Below are 21,075 nucleotides of genomic sequence, written 5' to 3' on the forward strand. Positions count from 1 at the left end.
GTCGACGCCAGCCCTACTCCACCGTCCGCATCGACCAGAGGCGCGAGCGCAGCAAGACGATCGCGATCATCAGCAGCATCGCGATCGCGGGGATCAGCAGCGCGGCCTTGAGGCCCCAGATCGAGCAGATCGTGCCGGTCAGGAAGGCGCCGATCGGGCCGCCGCCGCTCAGGCCCAGCTGGAACAAAGACATCAGCCGCGCCCGGTGCGTGGCCGGTGCCACGATCTGCACCACCGTCCGGCTCTGCGTCATGGTGATGCCGGCCCCCAGGCCCCAGACGAAGATCAGGACGAGGAACACCGGGAACGGCGGCAGCGTCGCGAGCAACAGCAGGACCACCGCGCCCGTCAGCACCGCGCTGCCGATCAGGCGTCCGCGCAACGTCAGCCGCCGCGCGAGACCGACCAGCGCCATGCTGGCCACGATGGTCGCGGCCCAGAAGGCCAGGTTCATGTAGGAGAGCTCGGCCGCACCGCCGGCATAATGGTCGCGGATCGCCAGCGGCAGCACCGCCATGAACGGCCCGACATAGAAGATGCCGACCCCGAAGTTGAGCAGCAGGACCGGCCATATCTGGTCGGACTTCGCGGCGGCCGAGACGCCCTCGCCGATGCTGCGCCAGAAGCCGGGGTGTTCGGTCTTCGGATGCGGCGGCGGGTCGGGCAGCTGGCGCACGAAGATGCAGCCCGCCAGCACCATGCCGGAATGCAGCAGCAGGAGCGGCAGGGCGCCGAACCGGTCGGCGGTCGAGGCGCAGGCGATGCCCAGCAACTGGCCGCCGAACTGCAGCGCCGTCGCCAGCGCCACCGCCTTGGGCAGGCCGCCCTTGGGCGCCACCACCGGCAGCAGGGCATCGCGGGTCGGGATGGCGAAGGCGCCGATCGCGCCGGCGGCGATGCCGTAGGCGATCAGAAGCGGATAGCTCAGCCCGTCGGACCACAGGACCGGCGCCAGGGCGAGCGGCGGCAGGGCATAGATCAGGTGGTAGCGCAGCAGGAGCCGGCGGGCGTTGCCCCGGTCGGCGACCAGGCCGCCGAGCGGCAGGAAGAGCAGCGACGGAGCCATGACGGCCGCCTGCGCGACGCCCACGGCGAAGGCATCCATGTGCAGGACCACGGCGACCAGCCACGGGAACAGCACCATCTGAATGCCCAGCGGCACGAACCAGGTGGCGAGACCTGCAAGATAGACCGGGAAAGCGTTGGCGGGGGGCTTGCCTTGATCCAAGGCACATCCATCTATATGTTGTAGGGACTTAGTGCCCGTTGCTCACGCGATAGTCAAAGGCGCCGAACGCAAGTGTCCACCTTCAATCGCAACACACTGGTCAAGGTCCTCGAGATCCTCGACAGCAGCCACGCCCAGGAGGCGCTGGCCGCCGCCAAGCTCGCCTCGGCCATGGTGCGGGAGGCAGGCCTCACCTGGGACCAGGTGATCGACGACGCCGTTCTGCCGCGCGTCGCCGCCCCCTCCTCCGCTGCGGCGCAGGAGCCGGCTCAGGCCCGCACGCCCGGCGCCGGCCCGTTCGGCTACCGGCGCGAGCGCGAACTCTCGCCGCATGAGCAGTTCTTCATGGTGCTGCTGAGCCCGCGCACGCCGGTCGACATAAAGCGCAAGCTGCGTTCGTGGGAAGGCCGCGTCCTCGACGGCGATATCACACCGCAGGAAAGCGCCGACCTCCAGTTCATGTATCAGAGTTTCGTCGTCGGCTGATTGCGGCCCTTCCTCACCTCCTGAGGAAGAACTGTACGGGCACGACGATCTCCAGGCTCTCGCCCGGCTGATCCTGGGGCAGCGGCGGCAGCGGCTGCGCCCGCTGCAGCAATTCCAGTCCCTCCTGGTCGAGCGCGGCATGCCCGGAGGGCCGCTCGATGCGCGCCGCGAGGATGCGACCGTCGCGGCTCATCGTGAACCGCACATAGGTCACGCCCTCGTGGCGCGACCGCTGCGCCTCCGACGGGTAGCGCTTGTGCCGTTCCAGGTGTCGCAGCAGCAGCCCCTTCCAGGTCGGCAGCGTGTTCGACGGCGGCTCGACCGAGGCGCCCGGCATCGGCGCCGCTGCGACCCTCGACTGCTCCGGTGCCGCCTGCGGGGCCGAGACCTTGGGCTGCGGCGGCTTCTTCTCCACCTTCTTCTTTTCCACCGGCTTGGGCGGCGGCGGCGGCTTGAGGTCGAGCGGCGGCGGCGGCTCAGGATCGGGCAGCGTCACCTCCGCCTGCACCGGCGGCGGCATCTCCACCGGCGGCGGTTCCTCGGGCTCGGGCAGCACCTCGCTCAGCTCCGGCCCCGGTGGCGCCTCGTTGGGCAGGGCCTCGGGCGCCGCCGGCAGCGGCGCCAATTCCAGCATGATCGCCGCCGGCGGCGGCGAATACGGCACCTCGCCGTGCACCCAGCCCAGCGCGATCCGGATCGCACCCGCGTGCAGCGCCAGCACGAACGCGAACGAGCCGATCCAGCGGGCCGCCTCCCTCATTGCTCCAGCCCGACCAGCGCCACCTTCAGGTAGCCCGCCGTCCGCAGCACGTTCATCGCCTGCATCAGCTCGCCATAGGGCACCGCCTTGTCCGCCCGCAGGAAGATGCGCTCGTCCTTCTTAGCGCCCGTCGCCTCGTCCAGCGCCTTGGCCAGCGCCTCGCGGCTCACCGGCGTGTCCTTCAGCGTGAACGACAGGTCGTCCTTCAGGGTCAGATAGAGCGGCGTATCGGGTTTCGGTTGCCGCTCCGCCGTCGACACCGGCAGGTCGACCGGCACGTCCACGGTGGCCAGCGGCGCGGCCACCATGAAGATGATCAGCAGCACCAGCATCACGTCGATGAACGGCGTGACGTTGATCTCGTGGTTCTCCGCCAGTTCGTCGTCGCCGTGGTCCAGCTTCACCGACATCGGGCTACCTCCGTCCCAGGTCGCGCGAGACCAGCCGCAGCACCGCAGCCGACGTGTCGCCCACCAGCGCCCGATAGGCCGTCACGCGGCGCGAGAAGTGGTTGTAGATCACCACCGCCGGGATGGCCGCCGCGAGGCCCAGCGCCGTCGCCAGCAGCGCCTCGGCGATGCCGGGCGCCACCACCGCGAGGTTGGTCGTCTGCGAGCGTGAGATGCCGATGAAGGAGTTCATGATCCCCCACACCGTGCCGAACAGGCCCACGAACGGCGCCGTCGAGCCGATCGTGGCCAGCACACCCGTGCCCTTCAGCATGCGCCGGCCGGTCGCCGCCTCCAGCCGTTCCAGCCGAGAGGCCACGCGCTCCTTTAGCCCGTCGCGATCGTCGACCGTGTCGGCGCTCAGCCTCTGCTCGGCCTCTGCCGCCGCCACCAGGTCGCTGGCCGGCGCCTTGTCGAGCGAGGGCGCTGAGTCCAGCGCGGCCAGCAGCCGCCGCTGACGCCGCACCGCCATCGCCAGTTCCAGGCTCTTGGCCACGAACACCGTCCAGGTCAGCACCGAGGCCAGCACCAGCCCGATCATCACCCCCTGCACCACCCAGTCCGCCGCCATGAACATGCCCCAGACCGACAGGTCCTTCGGCAGCACCGCCTGAGCCGCAGCCGGCGCCGCGGCAGCAGGCGCCGGTGCGGTCGCGGCCGGTAGCGCGGGATCGGTGGGCGCGGTCGTTGCCGCGGGCGGCGCTACGGCGGAAGGCGCTGTGGCGGGCGCCGGCGCAGCCGACGGCGTGGCCTCCGGGGCGGCCGGCGCTTGAGCCCAGGCCAACGACGGGAACAGCAGGAGCAGAACCAGCAGACGACGAACAACCTTCATGAATACCATCGGCTATCGGGCATGACGTTGACAGACCAGGGCGAGCGGGCGGAGCCAACGCGGTCGCCATGTCAGCGTACAGACGATGGCGAACGAGGCGACCGTCAGCGTCGTCGCCCACACAAGCGAGCCGAATCCCGGGCCGTCGCGCAGGAGCGCGAGACACAGGCCCGCGGCCAACGAGGCATAGCCTGCAACCCGCAGGCGGCCCGCGATGCCCGGCGGGCAATGGCGCTCGCCGCAGAGATGGAGCCAATGCCGGTCCTGGCTGAGGGCCAGCAAGGCAAAGCCCAGGTAACAGATGGCCAGCACGGCAATGATGAGGGCCGCCTCCATCAGTGCGGCTTGGCCGGGGGCGGCGCCGGCAGAGGTTCGATCCCCTGCGGCTGCACGACCGTCAGCGTCGTCACATAGTTCGCGAAGTCGTATGCCTGTTCGCCGCGCTTGCCGGCCGCGTTGTCGTCGTGATGCACCTCGAACACATAGGCGCCGCGCCACGGCAGCTTGACCTCGAACTCTCCGTCGGCGCCGGTATGCTCTTCACGCCCCCACCCCGACGGGGTGACGACCACGACCTTCGCCTTGGCCAACGGCTTGCCCTTGAAGAAAACCTGGAACTTGTCGCCGCCGGCGGGGACGATATCGAGCGTCAGCGCCGCAGCGCGCGCCGTCCGATCCGGCACGAAGCGTGCGGCCGGCATATAGATGCCGGTCTTGTTGTCCCGCTTGCGCTCGAAGGACGGCCAGCGAACGTCTTCGGCGACGATGCTGTCGGTGCCGTCGATCTTGCCGGTGGCAACGTAGGCGTTGGCCGACTTCTGGACGGTCAACGGACGCTCGCCGCTCGATGAGACCACCTTGGCCTGCGGCTGCAGCTTGTCGAGCGTCCCGGGCGAGGCCTCGCGCAGGTTCTCGCCGAACTCGCCGAAGTAGATCTTGCCGCCCTGCCCGTCGAGTTCGAGCCAGATGTGATGCGCCGAGGCCGGCACGGCGATCGAGAAGGAAAGTGCCGCGAGGGCGGCGATGCCGAAGATTGGCTTCATGACGATTGTCCCTCCAGAGGATGATGTCGGAATTGCTTGGATGCGGTTCCCTGCCGGCGGTGCTGCAGGCGCCACGCCGTGACCGCCGCGGCAAACCCGCCGAACAACAGCACGAGATCCATGCCGGCGACCGCCACCTTGCCGTCGGCCCAGGCCCGCAGGATGTGATCGCCGGTCGTGGTCCCGTTGAGCACGACGGCAAGGATGCACAGCGCGGCCGCCAGCCAGCACTGATCGATCCAGGCGGTGCCCCGCCTCACCCAGCCATGCGCGAAGCTCAGCACCCAGACGGCGAAGAAGACCCAGATCTCTAGTTCGTAGCGGGCACCGCCCATGAAGGTCGCCGCCGAGGGCAGCAGCCGGTTGGCCACGAAGAACGCCAGGGTCGCCAGGACCATGCCGCCGGTGCCGCCCACCGTCAGGCCCTCGACGAATCCGCCCCCTCTCCAGCCGACCGCCGCATGCGCCTTGCGCCGGGACTCGATCCAGAACAGGAAGCCGGTGACGATGAGGACGCAGCCCAGCAGGCCCAGCGCGAAGTAGAGCCAGCGCAAGGTCCAGTGGTGAAACTGCGCGAAGTGCAAGCCGGTCAGGAACTGCTGCACCTGCGACGTCTCGCGGATGTAGGTGCGGTACAGCACGGCCCCGGTCGCGGCATCGAAGAAGAAGGGGTCGGTGCGCATCGCCACCTCGGCCTCGATCGACGGTCGCACTTCGACATAGGAATTCCGGTCGCCGTGGTGGAAAACCCGCACCAGGCCGGGATTGAGACCTCCCCATGCCTCGCGCGCCGTTGCGACCATCGCGTCGAGCGAGCCGAGCGGCGGGCCCGGCTGATTGAGGCGCGGGCGGCTGAATACGTCGTAGGTGTCGCGCACGTAGCCCGACCGGCCGCCCTCGAACGCCACCCACACGCCTGACGGATAATAGACCGACGCCAGGATGGTCACGCCCGAGAACGACATGACGAAGTAGAAGAGGACGCCCAGCGTTCCCGTCGTGTTGTGCAAATCGAGCAGAAGGCGCTGCGGCTGGCGTGAACGGCGCAAGGTGAAGAAATCCACGAAGATCTTGCGATGGATGATCACGCCGGAAATGCAGAGAGCCATCATCGCCACGCCGGCCAGCCCGGTGAGCCAGGTGCCGAGATTCCACATCCTGAGATGCAGCGTGTGATGGAAGGGGAAGAAGAACCGCGTGCCGCCCCAGCTCTCGGCCGGTGCGACGGGCTTCAGGGTGAGTGGATCGAACAGGGTCCGTTCGAAGCCCCCTCGTCCGCGATAGCCGATCCAGAGCGCCGGATCGCGCGGCGTGGGCATGACGATCGCCCAGGGCGCCGTGCGCGGCGAGAGCCGGCCCGCCTCTTCCCGCAGCCCGTCGATCGCGATCGGCTCGCCGGCGTAGACCAGCCGCGTCGAGGGATTCATCCAGCGATCGATCTCGCGGTCGAAGACGCAGAGCGTGCCGGTCCAGAAGACCGCGAACAGCAGCAGGCCGACGACCAGACCGGACCAGGTGTGCAGCCAACCCATCGATTCACGGAAGGTCGCACCCATCTCAGGCTCCGCCGATCAGGGAGGGCAGAAAACCGATCCCGGTTCCCACCGCCGTGACGAGCAGGAGGGTGCCGACCATCGGCACCAGCCGGCGCGCCGCGGCCGCCCAGAGCGCCAGTCCCACATAGAGGAGGAAGCCCAGGATGCTGCAGACGGTGAAGGCGTCGCTCTTGTTCACGCCCGCCAGGATCAGCCCGGCGACGCCCGCCGCCACCACCGCGGCACTGGCCGCGTAGGCGCCGAACACGATGGCGAGGACGCGCACGACCACCTTGCCCGCGCCGACGGGTGCGGAAGAGGAAGAAGCAGCCCTTGCCATGCGATGCTAGAAGTCGGCGGTCAGCGACAACAGGAAGGTCCGCGGCGGATTCTGGAAAAAGAAGGACGTCGTCGCGATCCAGTAGTTGGCGTCGAACAGGTTGATGACGTTCGCCCGCAGCGTCACCGGCTTGCCGTCGGTGCGATCGAACGTGTAGCGCAGGCCGGCATCGAACCGGGTCCAGGGCGGCGCCGCCTGGGTATTGGCGGCATTGAGATAGACCTGGCCGTTGTAGACGGCGCGGCCCATCACCCCCAGCCCCTTGACGTAGGGCGTATCCCAGTCGAGGCCGAGCGACGCCTGGAAAGGTGTCGTGCCCACGACCTGCTTGCCGTTGGTCAAACCACCCTGCGTATTCACCTGGATCGCGTTGAGCGCGGTGAACCCGCCCAGCAGCTTCAGACCCGACGCCAGCTCGCCGAACGCAATGAACTCGATCCCCTGGTTGCGCTGCTGCCCGTTGGTCACGAACGTGTTCGTCGCGACATCGGTGTAGGAGGTCGGAAGCGTGATCTGGAAGGCACTGAGCGTCGCGCCAATGAAGCCGAAATCGGCCTTCACACCGACCTCGAACTGGTTGGTGACGAACGGCGAGAACTGAAGGCCGGCATTGAGCGTACCCGCAGGAGCGATCGGTCCCTGTTGCAGCGCCTGGATGTAGTTTCCGTACAGCATCACTTCCTTCATCGGCCTGAAGACGAAGGAAGCAGACGGCGACAACACGGTCTGGTCGTTGCCGTTGGTGGGCAGCCCGGTCGCAATGCTGTAGTTCGCCGTCTGCAGGCGCTGCACGCGCGCGCCGCCGATGATCTGGAACATGTCGCCGTTGAACGAAATCGCATCGACGATGCCGATGCTGCCGTAGACGGAATCCGAGGTGAGCGGCGGCTGCGTGCGGAAGCCGAAGAAGCTCGGCTGCGATATGAAGGTCGGGTTGTAGATGTTCGAATTCAGCGCGGCGACGATCGGGTTGTTGAAGGTGAAGTTCTGCGTCTTGAGGTAGTCGCCAATTAACGCCGCCTCGTGCTTGACCGGCCCGGTGTGGAAGTTGGCGCGCAGGCCTGCTTCGAGCGAGAGCGACTCGACTGTGGATGCGTACTGCCCGGCTGACAGAACGGTCGTGTTGCCGTTGTAGTTCACGATGTTCTGGTTGAAGAACACCGACGTGTAGTTGCTGCGGCGCGCACCGGCCTTGATGAATCCGGTGAGCCCCTCGACGATGTCATGCTCGAACTTCAAGGATCCGTAGACGTCATTGCCTTGAAGCCGTTCCCAAGGCTGATAGGAACTCTGGCGCGCATAGGGGGCCGGCGGCAGCTGGACGCCGGCTGCCAGGAAGATGCCGCCCTGGAATGCGCCCACGTCGCGCTTGAGGTAGCCGAGATCGGCCTCGATACGCGTGCGATCGCTGCGGTAATCGAAGCCGAGGGTGAGCGCCAGGCGCTCGGCGTTCTGGTTATTGACGGCCGTGTCGCCGGAATAATACGTCGCGCCGGCGCGCAGGCCGAGTTCGTTGTCGGGTCCAAACCGGCGACCGACGTCCAGTGAGCCGCCGAGCTGGGAATCGGAGTTGAAAAGGAGCGTGCCCTGGGTGATCGGTGCATCGGTCGCGCGCTTCGGCACGAGGTTGATGGTGCCGCCGACAGCATTGGGCAGCGCCCCGTTCAGGAAGGCTGTCGGGCCGCGGAAAACCTCGACCCTCTCGATGCCCGTCGTATCCACCTGGTTCGGAACGATGCCGAAGAGGCCGCCGAAGCCGAAATTCGGATTGGTCACCGTGATGCCGCGGATCATCACACGATCGTCGAAGACGTTGCCGTTGGGGACGCCCGAGCGCAGCGTCGGATCGCCGGCGAGGACGTCGGTCAGCGTGCGAGCCTGCTGGTTCTGGATGTACTGGTTGGTGTAGGTCGTCTCGCTGAACGGCGTGTCCATGTAGTCGCGGTTGCCGAGCAGGCCGACCTTGCCGCCGCGTGCCACCTGTCCACCGGCATAGGCCGGCGACTGGTTGCCGATCTCGCCCTGCGGCGGGGTGGTGGGGACGGCCTGCACGCGAACCGGATCGAGAATTAGAGTGCTGGAGCCCGGCACGCCGGCCGGCGCCGGCACGGGGGCGCCGGCAACGGTCACCGCATTGGCCGACGTGAAATGATAGGTGAGGCCCGATCCCGAGAGGAGCTGGCGCAGGGCCTGATCTGGCGTCATCGAGCCCGCCACCGAGGCGCTCGTCTTGCCCGCCACGGCCGCGGAGTCGACGGCGATCTGCATGCCCGACTGGCGGCCGAAGGCCATCAAGGCCTGGGAGAGCGGCTGCGCCGGAATGTCGAACGTCGCCGTCCGGCTGGCCTGCGCCTCTTGCGGGGTCTGGCTTCCCGCCGCCCCTGCCTGCGCGAATGCGGTGGGGGCCCCCATCGCCAGGGCGACTGTGGCGATGGCAACTGCATGGGCGACGCTACCGGACCGGTCCTGCAACACAACGAACTCCCCCGCTGCTCCAGACCGGCGGGCCATGGAGACGCTAAACTAACGCGAACGATTCGCGTTCGCGCTCAGAGGACGGGCGGAGGTGCGCCGATTTAAGGGGCGCCGAAAGAAATATTCAGGGTTTCGACGAAGAGACGATCGTGAGGTACGGCGAGATCTCCAGGACCGACCCGTGCTGGGTGCGCGCCACCGTGTGCAGCGCTTCGAGCGGCCGGCGAAGATCGAACACGCCGGTGATGCGACGGTCTGCCAGGCTACGGTCGCTCACCAAGATGACACCGCGATGATGGCGACCCAATTCGTCAACGACCTCACCCAGGGTGGCGCCATCGACGACCAGCCTGTGTTCTCGCCACGACGCCACATCGTCCGGAGAGACCTGCGAGCGCGCAAAGGCTCCCTGCCTGTCCACCACCATGCGCTCGCCTCGCATCAGGGTGGACAATACGTTTCGGTCGCTGCCGGAGACCAGGACCTCAACGGTCCCTGACTGAACGGCGACGGAGACCCCGTCCCGGGACGAACCGACGTCGAAGGCCGTGCCCTTGACGGTGACAGCCACGTTGCCGGCCGTCACGACGAACGGCCGGTCGCGGGCGGACACGACCTTGAAGAACGCCTGCCCAGCCAACAGTTCGACCTCGCGACGTCCCTTGTCGTAGCGGACGGCAATGGCGCTGGCGGCGTCGAGATGCACGATGCTGCCATCCTCGAGCGTCAGCTCGCGCAGCTCGGCAACGCCGGTCAGATGATCGGCCTGGAAATGCAGCCTCAGGGTCGGGAAGAACCAGAACGCGACACAGGCCGCGAGAACCGCTGCGGCGAGGCCCCAGGCGCGTCGCGTCCGCCGTACGCGCGACAGGTCAACCACCTTGTGCGCCGGGGAAGGCGCCGCCGACGGCAGCTCGCCCGAAAGCATCCAGACCCGCTCGACACTGCGATAGGCACGGCGATGCGCCTCGTTGGACGCCAGCCACGCCTCCAGGCCTGCGCGGGCATCGGAATCCTGCGGCGCGCCATTGATGCGCACCAGCCAGTCCGCCGCCTCGCTGCGCAGGAGATCGCTATCGTCCACGTCGGAAGTCACCCGTCTTCAAATCCGCTCGCCCGGTCCGGAGATCACAACGGACAGACGGCGGGCGATGTCGAGTTTTAAGGGCGCCACCAGGAAACTTCCACGGGATCAGCCATTCATGCCATCCAAACGGCGTGCGGCATGGAGGATCGCGTCTTTCACAAGTTGGTGCGCCCGCACGACGGAGACACCGAGCCGGTCCCCCACCTGCTGCAGCGTGCAGCCTTCCAGGCGATACATGGTGAAGGCGATGCGCGTCCGCTCGGGCAACGCGGCGAGCGCGTCGGTCAGTATCCGCAGCTCGTCGCGATAGTGAAGAACGTCCTCGGCCGTGGGCCCATCCTGGGCGACCTGCTCAAGCGCCGGCGCCTGCCCTGCCGAAGCGCTGTCCGAGGTCCGGTGAACCCAGTCGAGCGCGAGATTGCGAACGATGCGGTACAGGTAGCTGACGGGACTGGTGATCAGCCTCTCATCTCTGCTGGCGGAGCTGAACCGAAGATAGGCCTCCTGCACGACGTCTTCCGCGCCCGCCCGGTCCCGGACGATGCCGTTGGCGTAGTTCACCAGCGAGCAACGATGCTCCAGATACAAAGCCAGGGTCGGATCCGCCGAACTCACGCTCACCACCACCCTTACATGCGAATGCTTCTCACTTCACTTATACGGAGGGCACGCAGGGGCGGCAAGCATCGCGAGCCGCGATGCCGAACGAGGATGCGATGGAGCTTCCGTCAGGCAGCGAGCAGAATGCTCTGCTCCCGCTCCAGGACACGCTTCACGGCCGGGCGCGCGAGCATGCGGTCCTTCCAGGCCGTGTAGTTCGCGAGCTCCCCCATCGGCAGGCCGATGCGCTTGCCCCAGCCGTAGAAGACGAGCGCATAGCCGTCGACCACCGAGAACTCCTCACCCAGGATCCAGGTCTTTCCCGCGAGGAGCCCGTCGATCTCCTTCAGATTGGCGAAGAAGTTCTCACGGCCCACCGCCTTGAGATGGTCGAAGACGGCAGCGTCCGTGGCGAAGCGCTCGGGGCGACCAATATGGGTGAAGTTCGGATGCACGGCGTTGGAAAACCAAGCCATAAGCGACAGCGCGCGGGCACGCGCCACCGGATCCTTCGGCATCAGATGCGGCGCGTACTCGGTGGCGACGTAGTCTAGGATCGCCGTGTTCTCGACGATCGTGCCCTGGTCGACCACCAGCGCCGGCACACGCCCGCGCGGGTTGACCTTTAGATACTCCGGCGTCCGCTGCTCGCTCTTGGCGAAGGAAAGCGCCTGCGAATCGTACGTCGCCCCGCTTTCCTCGAGCCCGATGTGCGATGCGGTCGAGCAGGCGCCGGGGGCGAAATAGAGCTTCAGCATATGTCTCTCCGTGAGATCAGAGCGGCTTGGTCGCGTCCGCCGGCCGGTTGCGGTGCAGGAATTCGCGGCCGATCTTGACGCGCTTCTCGCCATCGTACTCGACGATATCCGCGGTGGCGTAGGTCTCCGACCAGTTGGACGGCAGGAACGAACCCGAGCCCACGACGTCGATCGGCGCCTTGGCCTCGGCCATGATCCGGCACTTGGCCGGACCGAAGCCGGAAGACGCCACGATTTTCACCTTGTCGAAGCCGTTGCGGTCGAGTTCGGCGCGCAGGTGGAAGATCGCCGCCGCCGATACGCCGGTGCCGACGAGATAGCGAAGTTCTTCCTCGCTGCGGTAGCCGCGGATCGATTCCGGGGAGAAGCGCTCCAGCACGGCATAGGACGAGGCCGGATCGAGCCCTTCGATGTAGCGCCCGCCCGTCGTGTCGAGACGCAGCGACAGGCTTCCCTGCGCCGCCAGTTCGGGAAAGCGCCGGCAGACGTCGAGCGAGTCGGAAATCTCGCGCGCGAAATAGTCGACCAGCACCGTCATCCCCTCGTCGGGGAAGGTCTCGTGGAACATCTCCGCGGCCCGCAAGGTCGAGCCGGCATAGCCGATCAGGGCGTGCGGCATGGTTCCCAGCCCGTACTCGCGACCGAAGTAGTGAGCGGTGGCGTGCGTGGCGTTGCCGATGAATCCGACGGCACCGACCTTTCGCTTGGCGCGCGCCGAGCCGACGGACGCGGCATAGGCCATCATCTCGGCCATCTCCTGGCCGGCACAATGACGCGCATCCATGGCGAGGAAGGCCGATTTCGGCATGTCCGCGCACATCGTCCAGGCATTGTAGGCCGCCACACAGGCGGGGCCGAGCTTCTGAAGGAAGATCGTCTCGAGATCGACGAGATGGAAGAACGAGCCGGTGATGTACATCATCGGTTCGCCGGCGCCGACCCACTTGCCCTCGCGGTAGCGCAGGTCGAGTTCCACCGTCGCATTGCGGGCACGGCAGGTTTCTTCGAGCCATTCCAGCGCGAGCCGCGGCGCGAACACCACGGGCCGGCGCATGAAGATGGCATAGGTGACCTGGCAGTCTCCAAACTTGCCGACCACCTGCTTCGAACGGTTGAAGTAGTGATCGGTGTAGCGCGCGATCTCGCCATTCTCAGGATGCGTCATGGCCCTCCCCCGGCCTATCGCGCAAACGCAGGACGTCGCTCAGACGGCCGGTCGCGCCCTTGCGACGGACAAGCGCTCCGCCTTGAGCTGCTCGGCGAGCAGGAACGCGAGTTCGAGCGCCTGGCTGGCATTCAGCCGCGGATCGACCAGCGTCTCGTAGCGCTCGTTGAGGTTGTCGACCGTGATCTCGGTCGAGCCGCCGATGCATTCCGTGACTTCCTGGCCGGTCATCTCGAAATGCACGCCGCCCGGATGGGTCCCCTCGGCGCGGTGCACCGCGAAGAACTCCTTCACCTCGCGCAGGATCGCGTCGAAGGGACGCGTCTTGCGGCCGTTCGAAGCCGTGACCGTGTTGCCATGCATGGGATCGCACGACCACACAACCGTGCGGCCCTCGCGCTTCAGCGCACGGACCAGCGCCGGCAGCTTGTCACCCACCTTGTCGGCACCCATACGCGCGATGATCACGACGCGTCCCGCCTCGTTCGACGGATTCAGCGTGTCGATCAGGCGCAACAGATCGTCGGTCGGAAGGGTCGGACCGGCCTTGAAGCCGATCGGGTTGCGAACCCCGCGCAGGAACTCGACATGGGCGCCGTCGGGCTGACGCGTGCGGTCGCCGATCCAGAGCATGTGCGCCGAGCAGTCGTACCAGTCGCCGGAGGTCGAATCGACGCGGGTCAGCGCCTCCTCGTAAGGCAGCAGCAACGCCTCGTGGCTGGTGAAGAAATCCGTCTCGGCGATCTGCGGCGTCGTCGCGGAATTCAGCCCGCAGGCGGCCATGAAGTTCAGCGTCTCGTCGAGCCGGGCCGCGAGGTCTTCGTAACGCGCCGATGCGGGCGAGCTACGCACGAAGTCGAGATTCCAGCGGTTGACCTCGTGCAGGTCGGCATAGCCGCCCTGGGCGAAGGCGCGCAGCAGGTTGAGCGTCGCCGCAGACTGGTTGTAGGCCTGCACCATACGCTCCGGGTCGGGCAGGCGCGCGGCGGCCGTGAACTCGATGCCGTTGACGTTGTCGCCGCGATAGGACGGCAGCTCGACGTCGCCGATCTTCTCGACGTTGGAGGAGCGCGGCTTGGCGAACTGGCCCGCAATGCGGCCGAGCTTCACGACCGGCATGCCGGCGCCGTAGGTCAGCACGACAGCCATCTGCAGCAGCACGCGGAACGTGTCGCGGATGTTGTTGGCGGTGAAATCGACGAAGCTCTCGGCGCAATCGCCGCCCTGCAGCAGGAAGGCCTCGCCGTTGGCGATCTTGGCCAGAGCTGTCTTGAGCTTGCGCGCCTCGCCGGCAAACACCAGCGGCGGATAGCGGCGCAGGCGTGCCTCGGCATTCGCCAAGGCAGCGGCATCCGGATAGACCGGCATCTGCAGCGCCGGCCGGCTGCGCCAGCTGGTCGGCGACCAGTCGGCAGCGCTCGACGTGCGGGACTGGCCCTTCGCGGTACGCGAATCGGCCCTTGAATGGCCCTGGATCGCGGTCATCGACTCCTCCTCGACCCGCGGGCCGAAGGGGCCGGCGGGGTGGGTGAACCTATACGTGCTGTGGATAAAAGACCAGCCGGCAGACCCGTCCCGTTCTACTCCGCGGCTGCACGCGTCGGTGCAGAATCCTGTCGCGCCGTGCGCATCGTCACGAACTCCTCGCCGGCGGTCGGGTGAATGCCCACGGTGGCGTCGAAATGGGCCTTTGTGGCCCCCGCCTTCATGGCGACCGCCAGCCCCTGGATCAGCTCGGCCGCATCGTCGCCCACCATGTGAATGCCGACCACCCGGTCGGTCGAGGCCTCGACGATCATCTTCATGAAGGTGCGCTGGTGGCGTCCGGAGACCGTGTACTTCATCGGCCGGAACGCGGCCGTATAGATACGCAGCTCGCCCAGCTGCAGCTTCGCCTGCTCCTCGCTCAGCCCGACATTGGCCATCTCGGGCTGACAGAAGACAGCCGACGGCACGTCGTGGTGGTTGGCCTTGCGCGGCTTCTTGCCGAACTCGGTGTCGGCGAAGCAGTGGCCTTCCATGAGCGCGACCGGGGTCAAGTTGATACGGTCGGTCACGTCGCCCACCGCCCAGATATTGTCGGCCGTGGTCTTCGACCACTCGTCGACCGCGATCGCGCCCGCCTTGTTGAGCTGCACGCCGACCTTCTCCAGCCCGATGCCGGACGTGTTGGGCGCACGGCCGGTGGCATACATCACGCAGTCGGTCTCGAACATGCCGCCCATCGGCGTGTGGACCTCGAACGGGCCGCCCTTGCCGTCTTCACCCTTGGCGACGATGCGGGCGATTTCCATCTCGGTGCGCATGCGGATGCCGCTTTCCTTCAGGGCTTCGTGCACGAAGGTGCGGCATTCCTCGTCGAAGCCGCGCAGGACGCGGTCGCGCCGGAGGACAATGTCTACCTTGGCGCCGAGCCCGCGGAAGATGCCGGCGAATTCGACGGCGATGTAGCCCGCGCCGACGATAGTGATGTGCTTCGGCAGTTCGGGCAGATGGAAGGCGTCGCTCGACGTGATCGCGAGTTCGCAGCCCGGGATCGACGGAATCACCGGATGGCCTCCGGTGGCGATCAGGATCTTGTCCGCGGTGATCGTCTCGTCGCCGACCTGGATCGTGTGACGGTCCATCAGGCGACCACGCCCCATGTGCAACTTCACCCCTGCCCCCTCGAGCAGGCGCAGGTAGAGCGCGTTCAGCCGGTCGACTTCCTTGTTCACGTTGTCGCGCAGCGTCGCCCATGAATGGGTCGGCTCACCGACGGTCCAGCCATAGGCCGCCGCATCCTCGAACTCGTGCGCGAACTTCGAGCCATACATAAGCAGCTTCTTCGGCACGCAGCCGCGGATCACGCAGGTGCCGCCGACGCGATAGTCCTCGCAGATGCCAACGCGCGCACCGTGGGTCGCGGCGATGCGCGACGCGCGTACGCCGCCGGAGCCGGCGCCGATGACAAACAGATCGTAATCAAAGGCCATGGGTTATCCCCAGAGAGAACAAAACCTCAACGCGGCCATATTTCGGTCGCCGGGCAGACTATATCCGCGCCTAGACCGCCCGGTAAGGGAAATGGCGCGTGCATTGCCGTCTCCTGATACAACCAACGAGGATCGACAATGCCGAGACTTTCCCTGCTGGCGACCAGCTTCCTGCTCTTGGCGGGCCCCGCCCTCGCCGCTCCAGGCGACGCGCCGGCGCCCGCGCCCCAAGGCACCCAAAGCGCGCCCGCGCCGCGGCCGGCCCGCACCGACGGTGGCGTCATGCGATATGACGCCAACAAGGACGGCGCGGTCACGCTCGACGAATGGAAGGCCGGCCAGCAGGCGCGCTTCAAGAGGCTCGACACGAACGGCGACGGCAAGCTCAGCCCAGACGAGCTGTTCGCCCGCACCCCGGCGGCCGGCAACAGCGTTCTGCCGACCGACCGCCAGGCCGGCCGCCAGTCGGGTTACTTCCAGCTTCTCGATGTCGACAAGGACGGTTCCGTCACCCTGACGGAGTTCCTGGCGGGTAGCGAGCGCAACTTCACGCGCTGCGACCTCGACAAGAATGGCCGGATCGATACCGCCGAGTGCCGCCAGGCCCTCCAGCGCAAGCCCGCCGAACGTTAGCTCACGCTGGCCGAATCGAAAGAAGAGGCCGCCGGGATCGCCGGCGGCCTCCCCTTCGCTCGGGCCGAACGCTCAGGACCCTTCGGCAGACATGATGTCTCCGAACAGTTCCCAGGTCTCGCCCTTGAAACGGGCAAGCTTTACCGACTGGATCGGGTAGTAGTCGGTGGCGCTGGTGCTGACCGTGATGCCCGGCAGCAACAAGGGCACCCTGTACTTCTTGAAGCTGGTGGCCTGCTTCATCAGGTTCTCGCGGGTCAGCGTGTCGCCGCACCGCTTCAGCGTTTCTTCCATCAGAGTCGCGACGGCATAGGCGAAGACGTAGTTGCCGTCATCGTGGTTGGCGCCCGGCATGTACTTGTTCATCCAGGCACGCCAGGTCTTCATCTCCGCATTGTCGTTCCACTGCTTGTCTGTGGGATCCATGAGATAGAGCGCCGTGATCAGGCCCTGGCTGTTCTCCAGGCCGGCCGGCTTGAGCGTCGAAGCGACCGAGGAAGAAACATTGTTCAGGTATTGGATGGGCTTCCAGCCGATGTCGGCCGTCTTTCGAATGGCCTGCGCCGCGAACTTCGGGATCGCAATGTTGAAGAACACGTTGGCCCCGGCATCCTTGAGCTGGATGATCTGGCTGTCGACGGTCGGGTCAGTCGTCTCGTAGGTGACATGCTTGACCACCTTGTTGACGTCCTTGCCCAGCCCTTCCTTGAAGCCTTCCCAATAGTCCTTCCCATAGTCATCGTTCTGCATCAGCACGCCGATCTTCGGGTCCGTCACCGTTGCCAGGATGTGCTTGGCATAGATGACGGCTTCCGTGTGGTAGTCGGGCTGAAAGCCCATCGTCCACGGGAACTCCTTGTAGTTTCCCCACTTGGAGGCGCCGGTCGAGACATAGAGTTGCGGCACCTTCTTCTGGTTCATGTAGCGATGGATCGCCGAATTGGTGGGCGTTCCCAGCGAATTGAACAGGCATAGTATCCGGTCCTGTTCCACCATCTGACGGACAACCTCGACAGTCTTGGCCGGGTTGTATCCGTCGTCCATGGTTACGAACTTGACCATGCGTCCGTTGATGCCGCCGCGCTCGTTGACGCTCTTCCAGTAGGCTTCCTCGCACTTGCCGATGACGCCGTAGGACGAGGCAGGGCCACTGTACGGGTTGGTGTGGCCGATCTTGATCTCATTGTCGGTCGCCCCGTCGCCGTATTTTTTCTGCGCAAAGGCCTGAGCCGATACCGACAATGCAGCGGCCGCGGAAATCCCTCCCAGAAAGCTACGCCTGTTGGTCGTCAATTCTGCCTCCCTTGGTTATAGCGTTTCGTCCCCATCGTTCGTTTTTGTTATGCGGAATATCGTTGCGCAGAATTGGGGCGTTGGAAAGGGAAAACCCACCGCCTTCGCAAGGTCTTTGAGGCCGCGCACAAAAAAAGGCCGCCGGGGTCACCGGCGGCCTTTCGTCGTTGAGGAAGGGAGCGTCAGGAACCTTCGGCCGACATGACGTCGCCGAACAGATCCCAGGTCTCGCCCTTGAAGCGTGCGAGCTGCACCGACTGGATCGGGTAGTAGTCGGTCGGGCTGGTATTGATCGTGATGCCCGGCAGCAGGAGCGGCAGCTTGTACTTCTGGTAGTTGGCGGCCTGCTTCATCACGTTTTCACGCGTGAGCGTGTCGCCGCACTTCTTGAGTGTCTCGAGCATCAGGTTGGAGACGGCATAGCCGAACACGTGGTTGGCGTCGGCCTTGTTGGCGCCGGGCATCCACTTGTCCATCCAGGCGCTCCAGGCCTTGAAAGCGTCGTTGCTTTCCCACTGCTTGTCCGTGGGATCCATCAAGTACTGCGCCGTGATGATGCCCTGGCTGTTCTCGAGGCCGGCCGGCTTCATCACCGAGCCCACCGAAGCGGACACGTTGTTCAGATACTGCGCCGGCTTCCAGCCGATGTCGGCCGCCTTGCGGATCGCCTGGGCCGCGGCCTTGGGCGTCGCGATGTTGAAGAAGACATTGGCGCCGGAGTCCTTCAGCTGGATGATCTGGCTGTCGACCGTCGGGTCGGTGACCTCGAAGGTGACGTGCTTGACGATCTTGCCGGTCTCCTTGCCCAGGCCCTCGCGGAAGCCCTCGTAGTAGTCCTTGCCGTAGTCGTCGTTCTGCATGAGGACGCCAATCTTTGCGTCCTTGATGTTGGCCAGGATGTGCTTGGCGTAGACGACGCCCTCGGTGTGATAGTCGGGCTGGAAGCCCATCGTCCACGGGAACTCCTTGGGCTTGCCCCACTTTGACGCGCCGGTGGCGACGTAGAGCTGCGGCACCTTCTTCTGGTTCATGTAGCGATGGATCGCCGTGTTGGTCGGCGTGCCCAGCGTGTTGAACAGGCAGAGAACCTTCTCTTGCTCGACGAGCTGGCGCACCAGTTCGACCATCTTCGGCGGCGAGTAGCCGTCGTCGCGCGTGATGAAGTTGATCTGGCGGCCGTTGACGCCGCCCGCCTCGTTCACCGACTTGAAGAACGCCTCGATCGTCTTGCCGATCTGGCCATAAGACGAAGCCGGACCGCTATACGGACCGGTGTGGCCGATCTTAATTTCCTTGTCGGTCGCGCCGTCATCGTACTTCTTCTGCGCGAAAGCCGAGTTCGCACCCAACACCGCGAACGCCGAAGCGCCCGCCACGAAACCACGCCTGCTTGTACGCATTTCTTTTCCTCCCAATTGACTTAGGCCTGACGGAGCTTCGTCCGAATTTTGGCCAGAAAGAAGGCCGCCTTCCGGCGACCTTCCGACGAAGAGGCCCGGGTTACGCCCGTGCACCCCGCAGCTTGCGGTAGGCCATGTAGAGCCCGCCGGCGATGCCCATCGGCATCAGGTAGATGATCGCGATCAGCAGCACGCCGAAGACGGTGTAGGCCGAGAGGTCGAACGGCAGGCCGAGGTCGTTGCGGATGAACTGGGTCAGCGACTGTGCCGAATTATCGACCAGGACGTAGAAGATGCCGCCGAGCACCGATCCGAACAGGGAGCCGATGCCGCCCACGACCAGGCCGATCAGGAACTTGATCGACAGGAAGATGCCGAAGCTGTCGGGCGCCACGAAGGCAATGGCGCAGGCCGAGAGCGCTCCGGCGATGCCGGTATAGGCCGCGCTGATGCCGAAGGTCACCGTCTTGTAGAGGGCCGTGTCGATGCCCATCGTGTCGGCCGCCATGTACTGGTCGCGGATCGCCATCATGGCGCGACCGCTGCGGCTGTTCAGCATGTTAGACGCGCCCCAGAAGAGCACGACCATGACCAGCAGGCAGAAGTAGTAAAGCCACTGGTCTTCGCTGAGCGGCAGACCGAACGGCACCTCCGGCTTCATCAGCACGATTCCCTGCACGCCGCCGGTCAGGCCTTCGAGCCATTTGTATTTCAGGATCTGCGGCACCGCGAGTGCCAGCGCGAATGTCGCGAGCGCGAGATAATGCCCCTCGAGCTTGAGGGCCGGCAGGCCGAACAGGTAGCCGACGATGAAGCACACGATGGCCGCCGCCGGGATCGTCGCCCAATAGGGCACGTTCAGCTTGTCCATCAGGATCGCCGCCGTATAGGCACCGACCGCGTAGAACGCGCCGTGCCCCAGCGAGAACTGGCCGTTGAAGCCCGTCAGTAGATTCAGGCCGAGCACAGCGATCGCGGCGATGATCATGGTGCTGATCAGGAACAGGCGGTAGTTGGAGACCACGTCCGGAAAGACCGGCTGCAGCAGCGGCACCAGCACCGCGAGGACAATGACCCCCAGCACCCATTTTTTCGACGAGGCGGCCATGGTCAGACCCTCTTCACGACGACGCGGCCGAACAGGCCGGCGGGCTTAACCGTCAGCACGAAGATCACGATGATGAGCGCCACCGTGAGCTTCTCGCCGTTGCCGATGATGTAGATGCCCGTCGCCTTCTCGATTTGGTTGCCCGCATAGGCGACCATGTTCTCGAGGATGCCGACGATGAAGCCTCCCGCCACCGCGCCAGCCGGATTGGAGATGCCGCCGACCAGGGCGCTCGCGAAGGCATAGAGCAGGATGCCGCCCATCATGTTCGGCTCGAGATAGACGATGTGGGCGACCATGATCCCGGCCACGGCTCCGACCGAGGCCGCCAGGCCCCAACCCAGCGCCAGCATCCAGTCAACACGAACGCCGACCAGCCTGGCCATCTGCGGATTCTGGGCCGCGGCGCGCATGGCGAGGCCGAGCGGCGTGTAGCGGAAGAACACGAACAGGAGCCCGAGCACGATCAACGTGACCAGGACCACGCCCAGCTGATGGGGCCCGATCACGCCGGCAATGCCGAACTCGGCCTTGGGGAACGGCGAGGGGAATTCCTTGATCAGGTAGCTCCAGAAGGCGCCGGCCATCGAGTTGAAGATCGCAAGCAGGCCGATGAACACCACGATGATCGACAGGACGGGGGCATTGTGCAGCGGTCTCAGGATGAGCCGCTCGATCAGCACGCCCATGGCGAAGGAGATCAGAACGGTGAGGATGAAGGCGACCCAGAAGCTCATCCCCCAATCCATGAGCTGCCAGGAGATGTAGGCGCTGAACATCGCCATCTCGCCCTGGGCGAAATTGATATGGTCGGTCGACACGTAGATCATGACCAGCGCAAGGGCCACGCAGGCATAGATGGCGCCGTTTGCGAGCCCCGAGGCGATCTGCTGAAGAAACTGTTCCAT

General features: G+C 65.8%; 21 protein-coding genes. 2 read left to right on the plus strand and 19 right to left on the minus strand.

Annotated elements, in window-relative coordinates; all coding sequences use genetic code 11:
* Nucleotides 1-13: 13 nt before the first annotated feature.
* Complete coding sequence (locus tag ACO07I_RS05185) at nucleotides 14-1,228, minus strand: MFS transporter (protein ID WP_422015004.1); 1,215 nt, start codon at nucleotides 1,226-1,228, stop codon at nucleotides 14-16.
* A 72-nt stretch (nucleotides 1,229-1,300) separates the two neighbouring features.
* On the opposite strand from ACO07I_RS05185, the gene ACO07I_RS05190 reads away from it, so the two are divergent.
* Nucleotides 1,301-1,714: a hypothetical protein gene (locus ACO07I_RS05190; RefSeq protein WP_422015006.1), complete on the plus strand. Its 414-nt coding sequence runs from the start codon at nucleotides 1,301-1,303 to the stop codon at nucleotides 1,712-1,714.
* Nucleotides 1,715-1,727: 13 nt separating this feature from the next.
* Here the strand turns inward: ACO07I_RS05190 and ACO07I_RS05195 are convergent, their stop codons facing one another.
* The 14 genes from ACO07I_RS05195 to gor all read right to left on the minus strand — a co-directional run bounded on the left by ACO07I_RS05195 (nucleotide 1,728) and on the right by gor (nucleotide 15,733).
* Complete coding sequence (locus tag ACO07I_RS05195) at nucleotides 1,728-2,474, minus strand: energy transducer TonB (RefSeq protein ID WP_422015008.1); 747 nt, start codon at nucleotides 2,472-2,474, stop codon at nucleotides 1,728-1,730.
* Complete coding sequence (gene exbD / locus ACO07I_RS05200) at nucleotides 2,471-2,884, minus strand: TonB system transport protein ExbD (protein ID WP_422015010.1); 414 nt, start codon at nucleotides 2,882-2,884, stop codon at nucleotides 2,471-2,473. The genes ACO07I_RS05195 and exbD overlap by 4 nt, the downstream gene beginning before the upstream one ends.
* A gap of 4 nt (nucleotides 2,885-2,888) precedes the next feature.
* On the minus strand, nucleotides 2,889-3,755 hold the full coding sequence (gene exbB / locus ACO07I_RS05205) for a tonB-system energizer ExbB (protein WP_422015012.1): 867 nt from the start codon (nucleotides 3,753-3,755) through the stop codon (nucleotides 2,889-2,891).
* 12 nt (nucleotides 3,756-3,767) lie between these two features.
* Nucleotides 3,768-4,091 carry a DUF3325 domain-containing protein gene (locus tag ACO07I_RS05210; RefSeq protein ID WP_422015014.1) on the minus strand — a complete coding sequence of 108 codons (324 nt, stop codon included), beginning with the start codon at nucleotides 4,089-4,091 and terminating at the stop codon, nucleotides 3,768-3,770.
* Nucleotides 4,091-4,798, minus strand: a complete 708-nt coding sequence (locus tag ACO07I_RS05215) for a DUF4198 domain-containing protein (RefSeq protein ID WP_422015016.1) — start codon at nucleotides 4,796-4,798, stop codon at nucleotides 4,091-4,093. The genes ACO07I_RS05210 and ACO07I_RS05215 overlap by 1 nt, the downstream gene beginning before the upstream one ends.
* The gene (locus tag ACO07I_RS05220) at nucleotides 4,795-6,354 is read right to left on the minus strand and encodes a PepSY-associated TM helix domain-containing protein (protein ID WP_422015018.1); all 1,560 of its coding nucleotides are present in this window, start codon (nucleotides 6,352-6,354) and stop codon (nucleotides 4,795-4,797) included. Before ACO07I_RS05220 ends, ACO07I_RS05215 begins: the two co-directional genes overlap by 4 nt.
* A gap of 1 nt (nucleotide 6,355) precedes the next feature.
* On the minus strand, nucleotides 6,356-6,673 hold the full coding sequence (locus tag ACO07I_RS05225) for a hypothetical protein (protein ID WP_422015020.1): 318 nt from the start codon (nucleotides 6,671-6,673) through the stop codon (nucleotides 6,356-6,358).
* 6 nt (nucleotides 6,674-6,679) lie between these two features.
* A complete protein-coding gene (locus tag ACO07I_RS05230; protein WP_422015022.1) occupies nucleotides 6,680-9,148 on the minus strand; it encodes a TonB-dependent siderophore receptor in 2,469 nt (822 codons plus the stop codon).
* Nucleotides 9,149-9,272: 124 nt separating this feature from the next.
* Entirely contained in the window at nucleotides 9,273-10,232 is a 960-nt protein-coding gene (locus ACO07I_RS05235; protein WP_422015024.1) for a FecR family protein, read from the minus strand.
* 108 nt (nucleotides 10,233-10,340) lie between these two features.
* Nucleotides 10,341-10,850 carry a sigma-70 family RNA polymerase sigma factor gene (locus ACO07I_RS05240; RefSeq protein ID WP_422015026.1) on the minus strand — a complete coding sequence of 170 codons (510 nt, stop codon included), beginning with the start codon at nucleotides 10,848-10,850 and terminating at the stop codon, nucleotides 10,341-10,343.
* Between the two features lie 113 nt (nucleotides 10,851-10,963).
* Nucleotides 10,964-11,593, minus strand: a complete 630-nt coding sequence (locus ACO07I_RS05245; protein ID WP_422015028.1) for a glutathione S-transferase family protein — start codon at nucleotides 11,591-11,593, stop codon at nucleotides 10,964-10,966.
* A 16-nt stretch (nucleotides 11,594-11,609) separates the two neighbouring features.
* Complete coding sequence (locus tag ACO07I_RS05250) at nucleotides 11,610-12,758, minus strand: hypothetical protein (protein WP_422015030.1); 1,149 nt, start codon at nucleotides 12,756-12,758, stop codon at nucleotides 11,610-11,612.
* Between the two features lie 39 nt (nucleotides 12,759-12,797).
* A complete protein-coding gene (locus ACO07I_RS05255) occupies nucleotides 12,798-14,243 on the minus strand; it encodes a class II 3-deoxy-7-phosphoheptulonate synthase (protein WP_422015032.1) in 1,446 nt (481 codons plus the stop codon).
* A gap of 95 nt (nucleotides 14,244-14,338) precedes the next feature.
* Entirely contained in the window at nucleotides 14,339-15,733 is a 1,395-nt protein-coding gene (gene gor, locus ACO07I_RS05260) for a glutathione-disulfide reductase (protein ID WP_422015034.1), read from the minus strand.
* Nucleotides 15,734-15,871: 138 nt separating this feature from the next.
* Here gor and ACO07I_RS05265 point away from each other — a divergent pair, with 138 nt between their 5' ends.
* Nucleotides 15,872-16,366 carry an EF-hand domain-containing protein gene (locus ACO07I_RS05265; RefSeq protein WP_422015036.1) on the plus strand — a complete coding sequence of 165 codons (495 nt, stop codon included), beginning with the start codon at nucleotides 15,872-15,874 and terminating at the stop codon, nucleotides 16,364-16,366.
* Nucleotides 16,367-16,438: 72 nt separating this feature from the next.
* Here ACO07I_RS05265 and ACO07I_RS05270 read toward each other — a convergent pair whose 3' ends face one another.
* The 4 genes from ACO07I_RS05270 to ACO07I_RS05285 form a co-directional block, all read right to left on the minus strand.
* Nucleotides 16,439-17,659, minus strand: a complete 1,221-nt coding sequence (locus ACO07I_RS05270) for an ABC transporter substrate-binding protein (protein ID WP_422015038.1) — start codon at nucleotides 17,657-17,659, stop codon at nucleotides 16,439-16,441.
* 182 nt (nucleotides 17,660-17,841) lie between these two features.
* Complete coding sequence (locus ACO07I_RS05275) at nucleotides 17,842-19,059, minus strand: ABC transporter substrate-binding protein (RefSeq protein WP_422015040.1); 1,218 nt, start codon at nucleotides 19,057-19,059, stop codon at nucleotides 17,842-17,844.
* 100 nt (nucleotides 19,060-19,159) lie between these two features.
* Complete coding sequence (locus ACO07I_RS05280; RefSeq protein WP_422015042.1) at nucleotides 19,160-20,167, minus strand: branched-chain amino acid ABC transporter permease; 1,008 nt, start codon at nucleotides 20,165-20,167, stop codon at nucleotides 19,160-19,162.
* Between the two features lie 2 nt (nucleotides 20,168-20,169).
* Nucleotides 20,170-21,075, minus strand: coding sequence for a branched-chain amino acid ABC transporter permease (locus ACO07I_RS05285; protein ID WP_422015044.1), 906 nt, complete (start codon nucleotides 21,073-21,075; stop codon nucleotides 20,170-20,172).

It is taken from the genome of Reyranella sp. (genome assembly GCF_965227665.1).
Taxonomy (GTDB): Bacteria; Pseudomonadota; Alphaproteobacteria; order Reyranellales; family Reyranellaceae; genus Reyranella.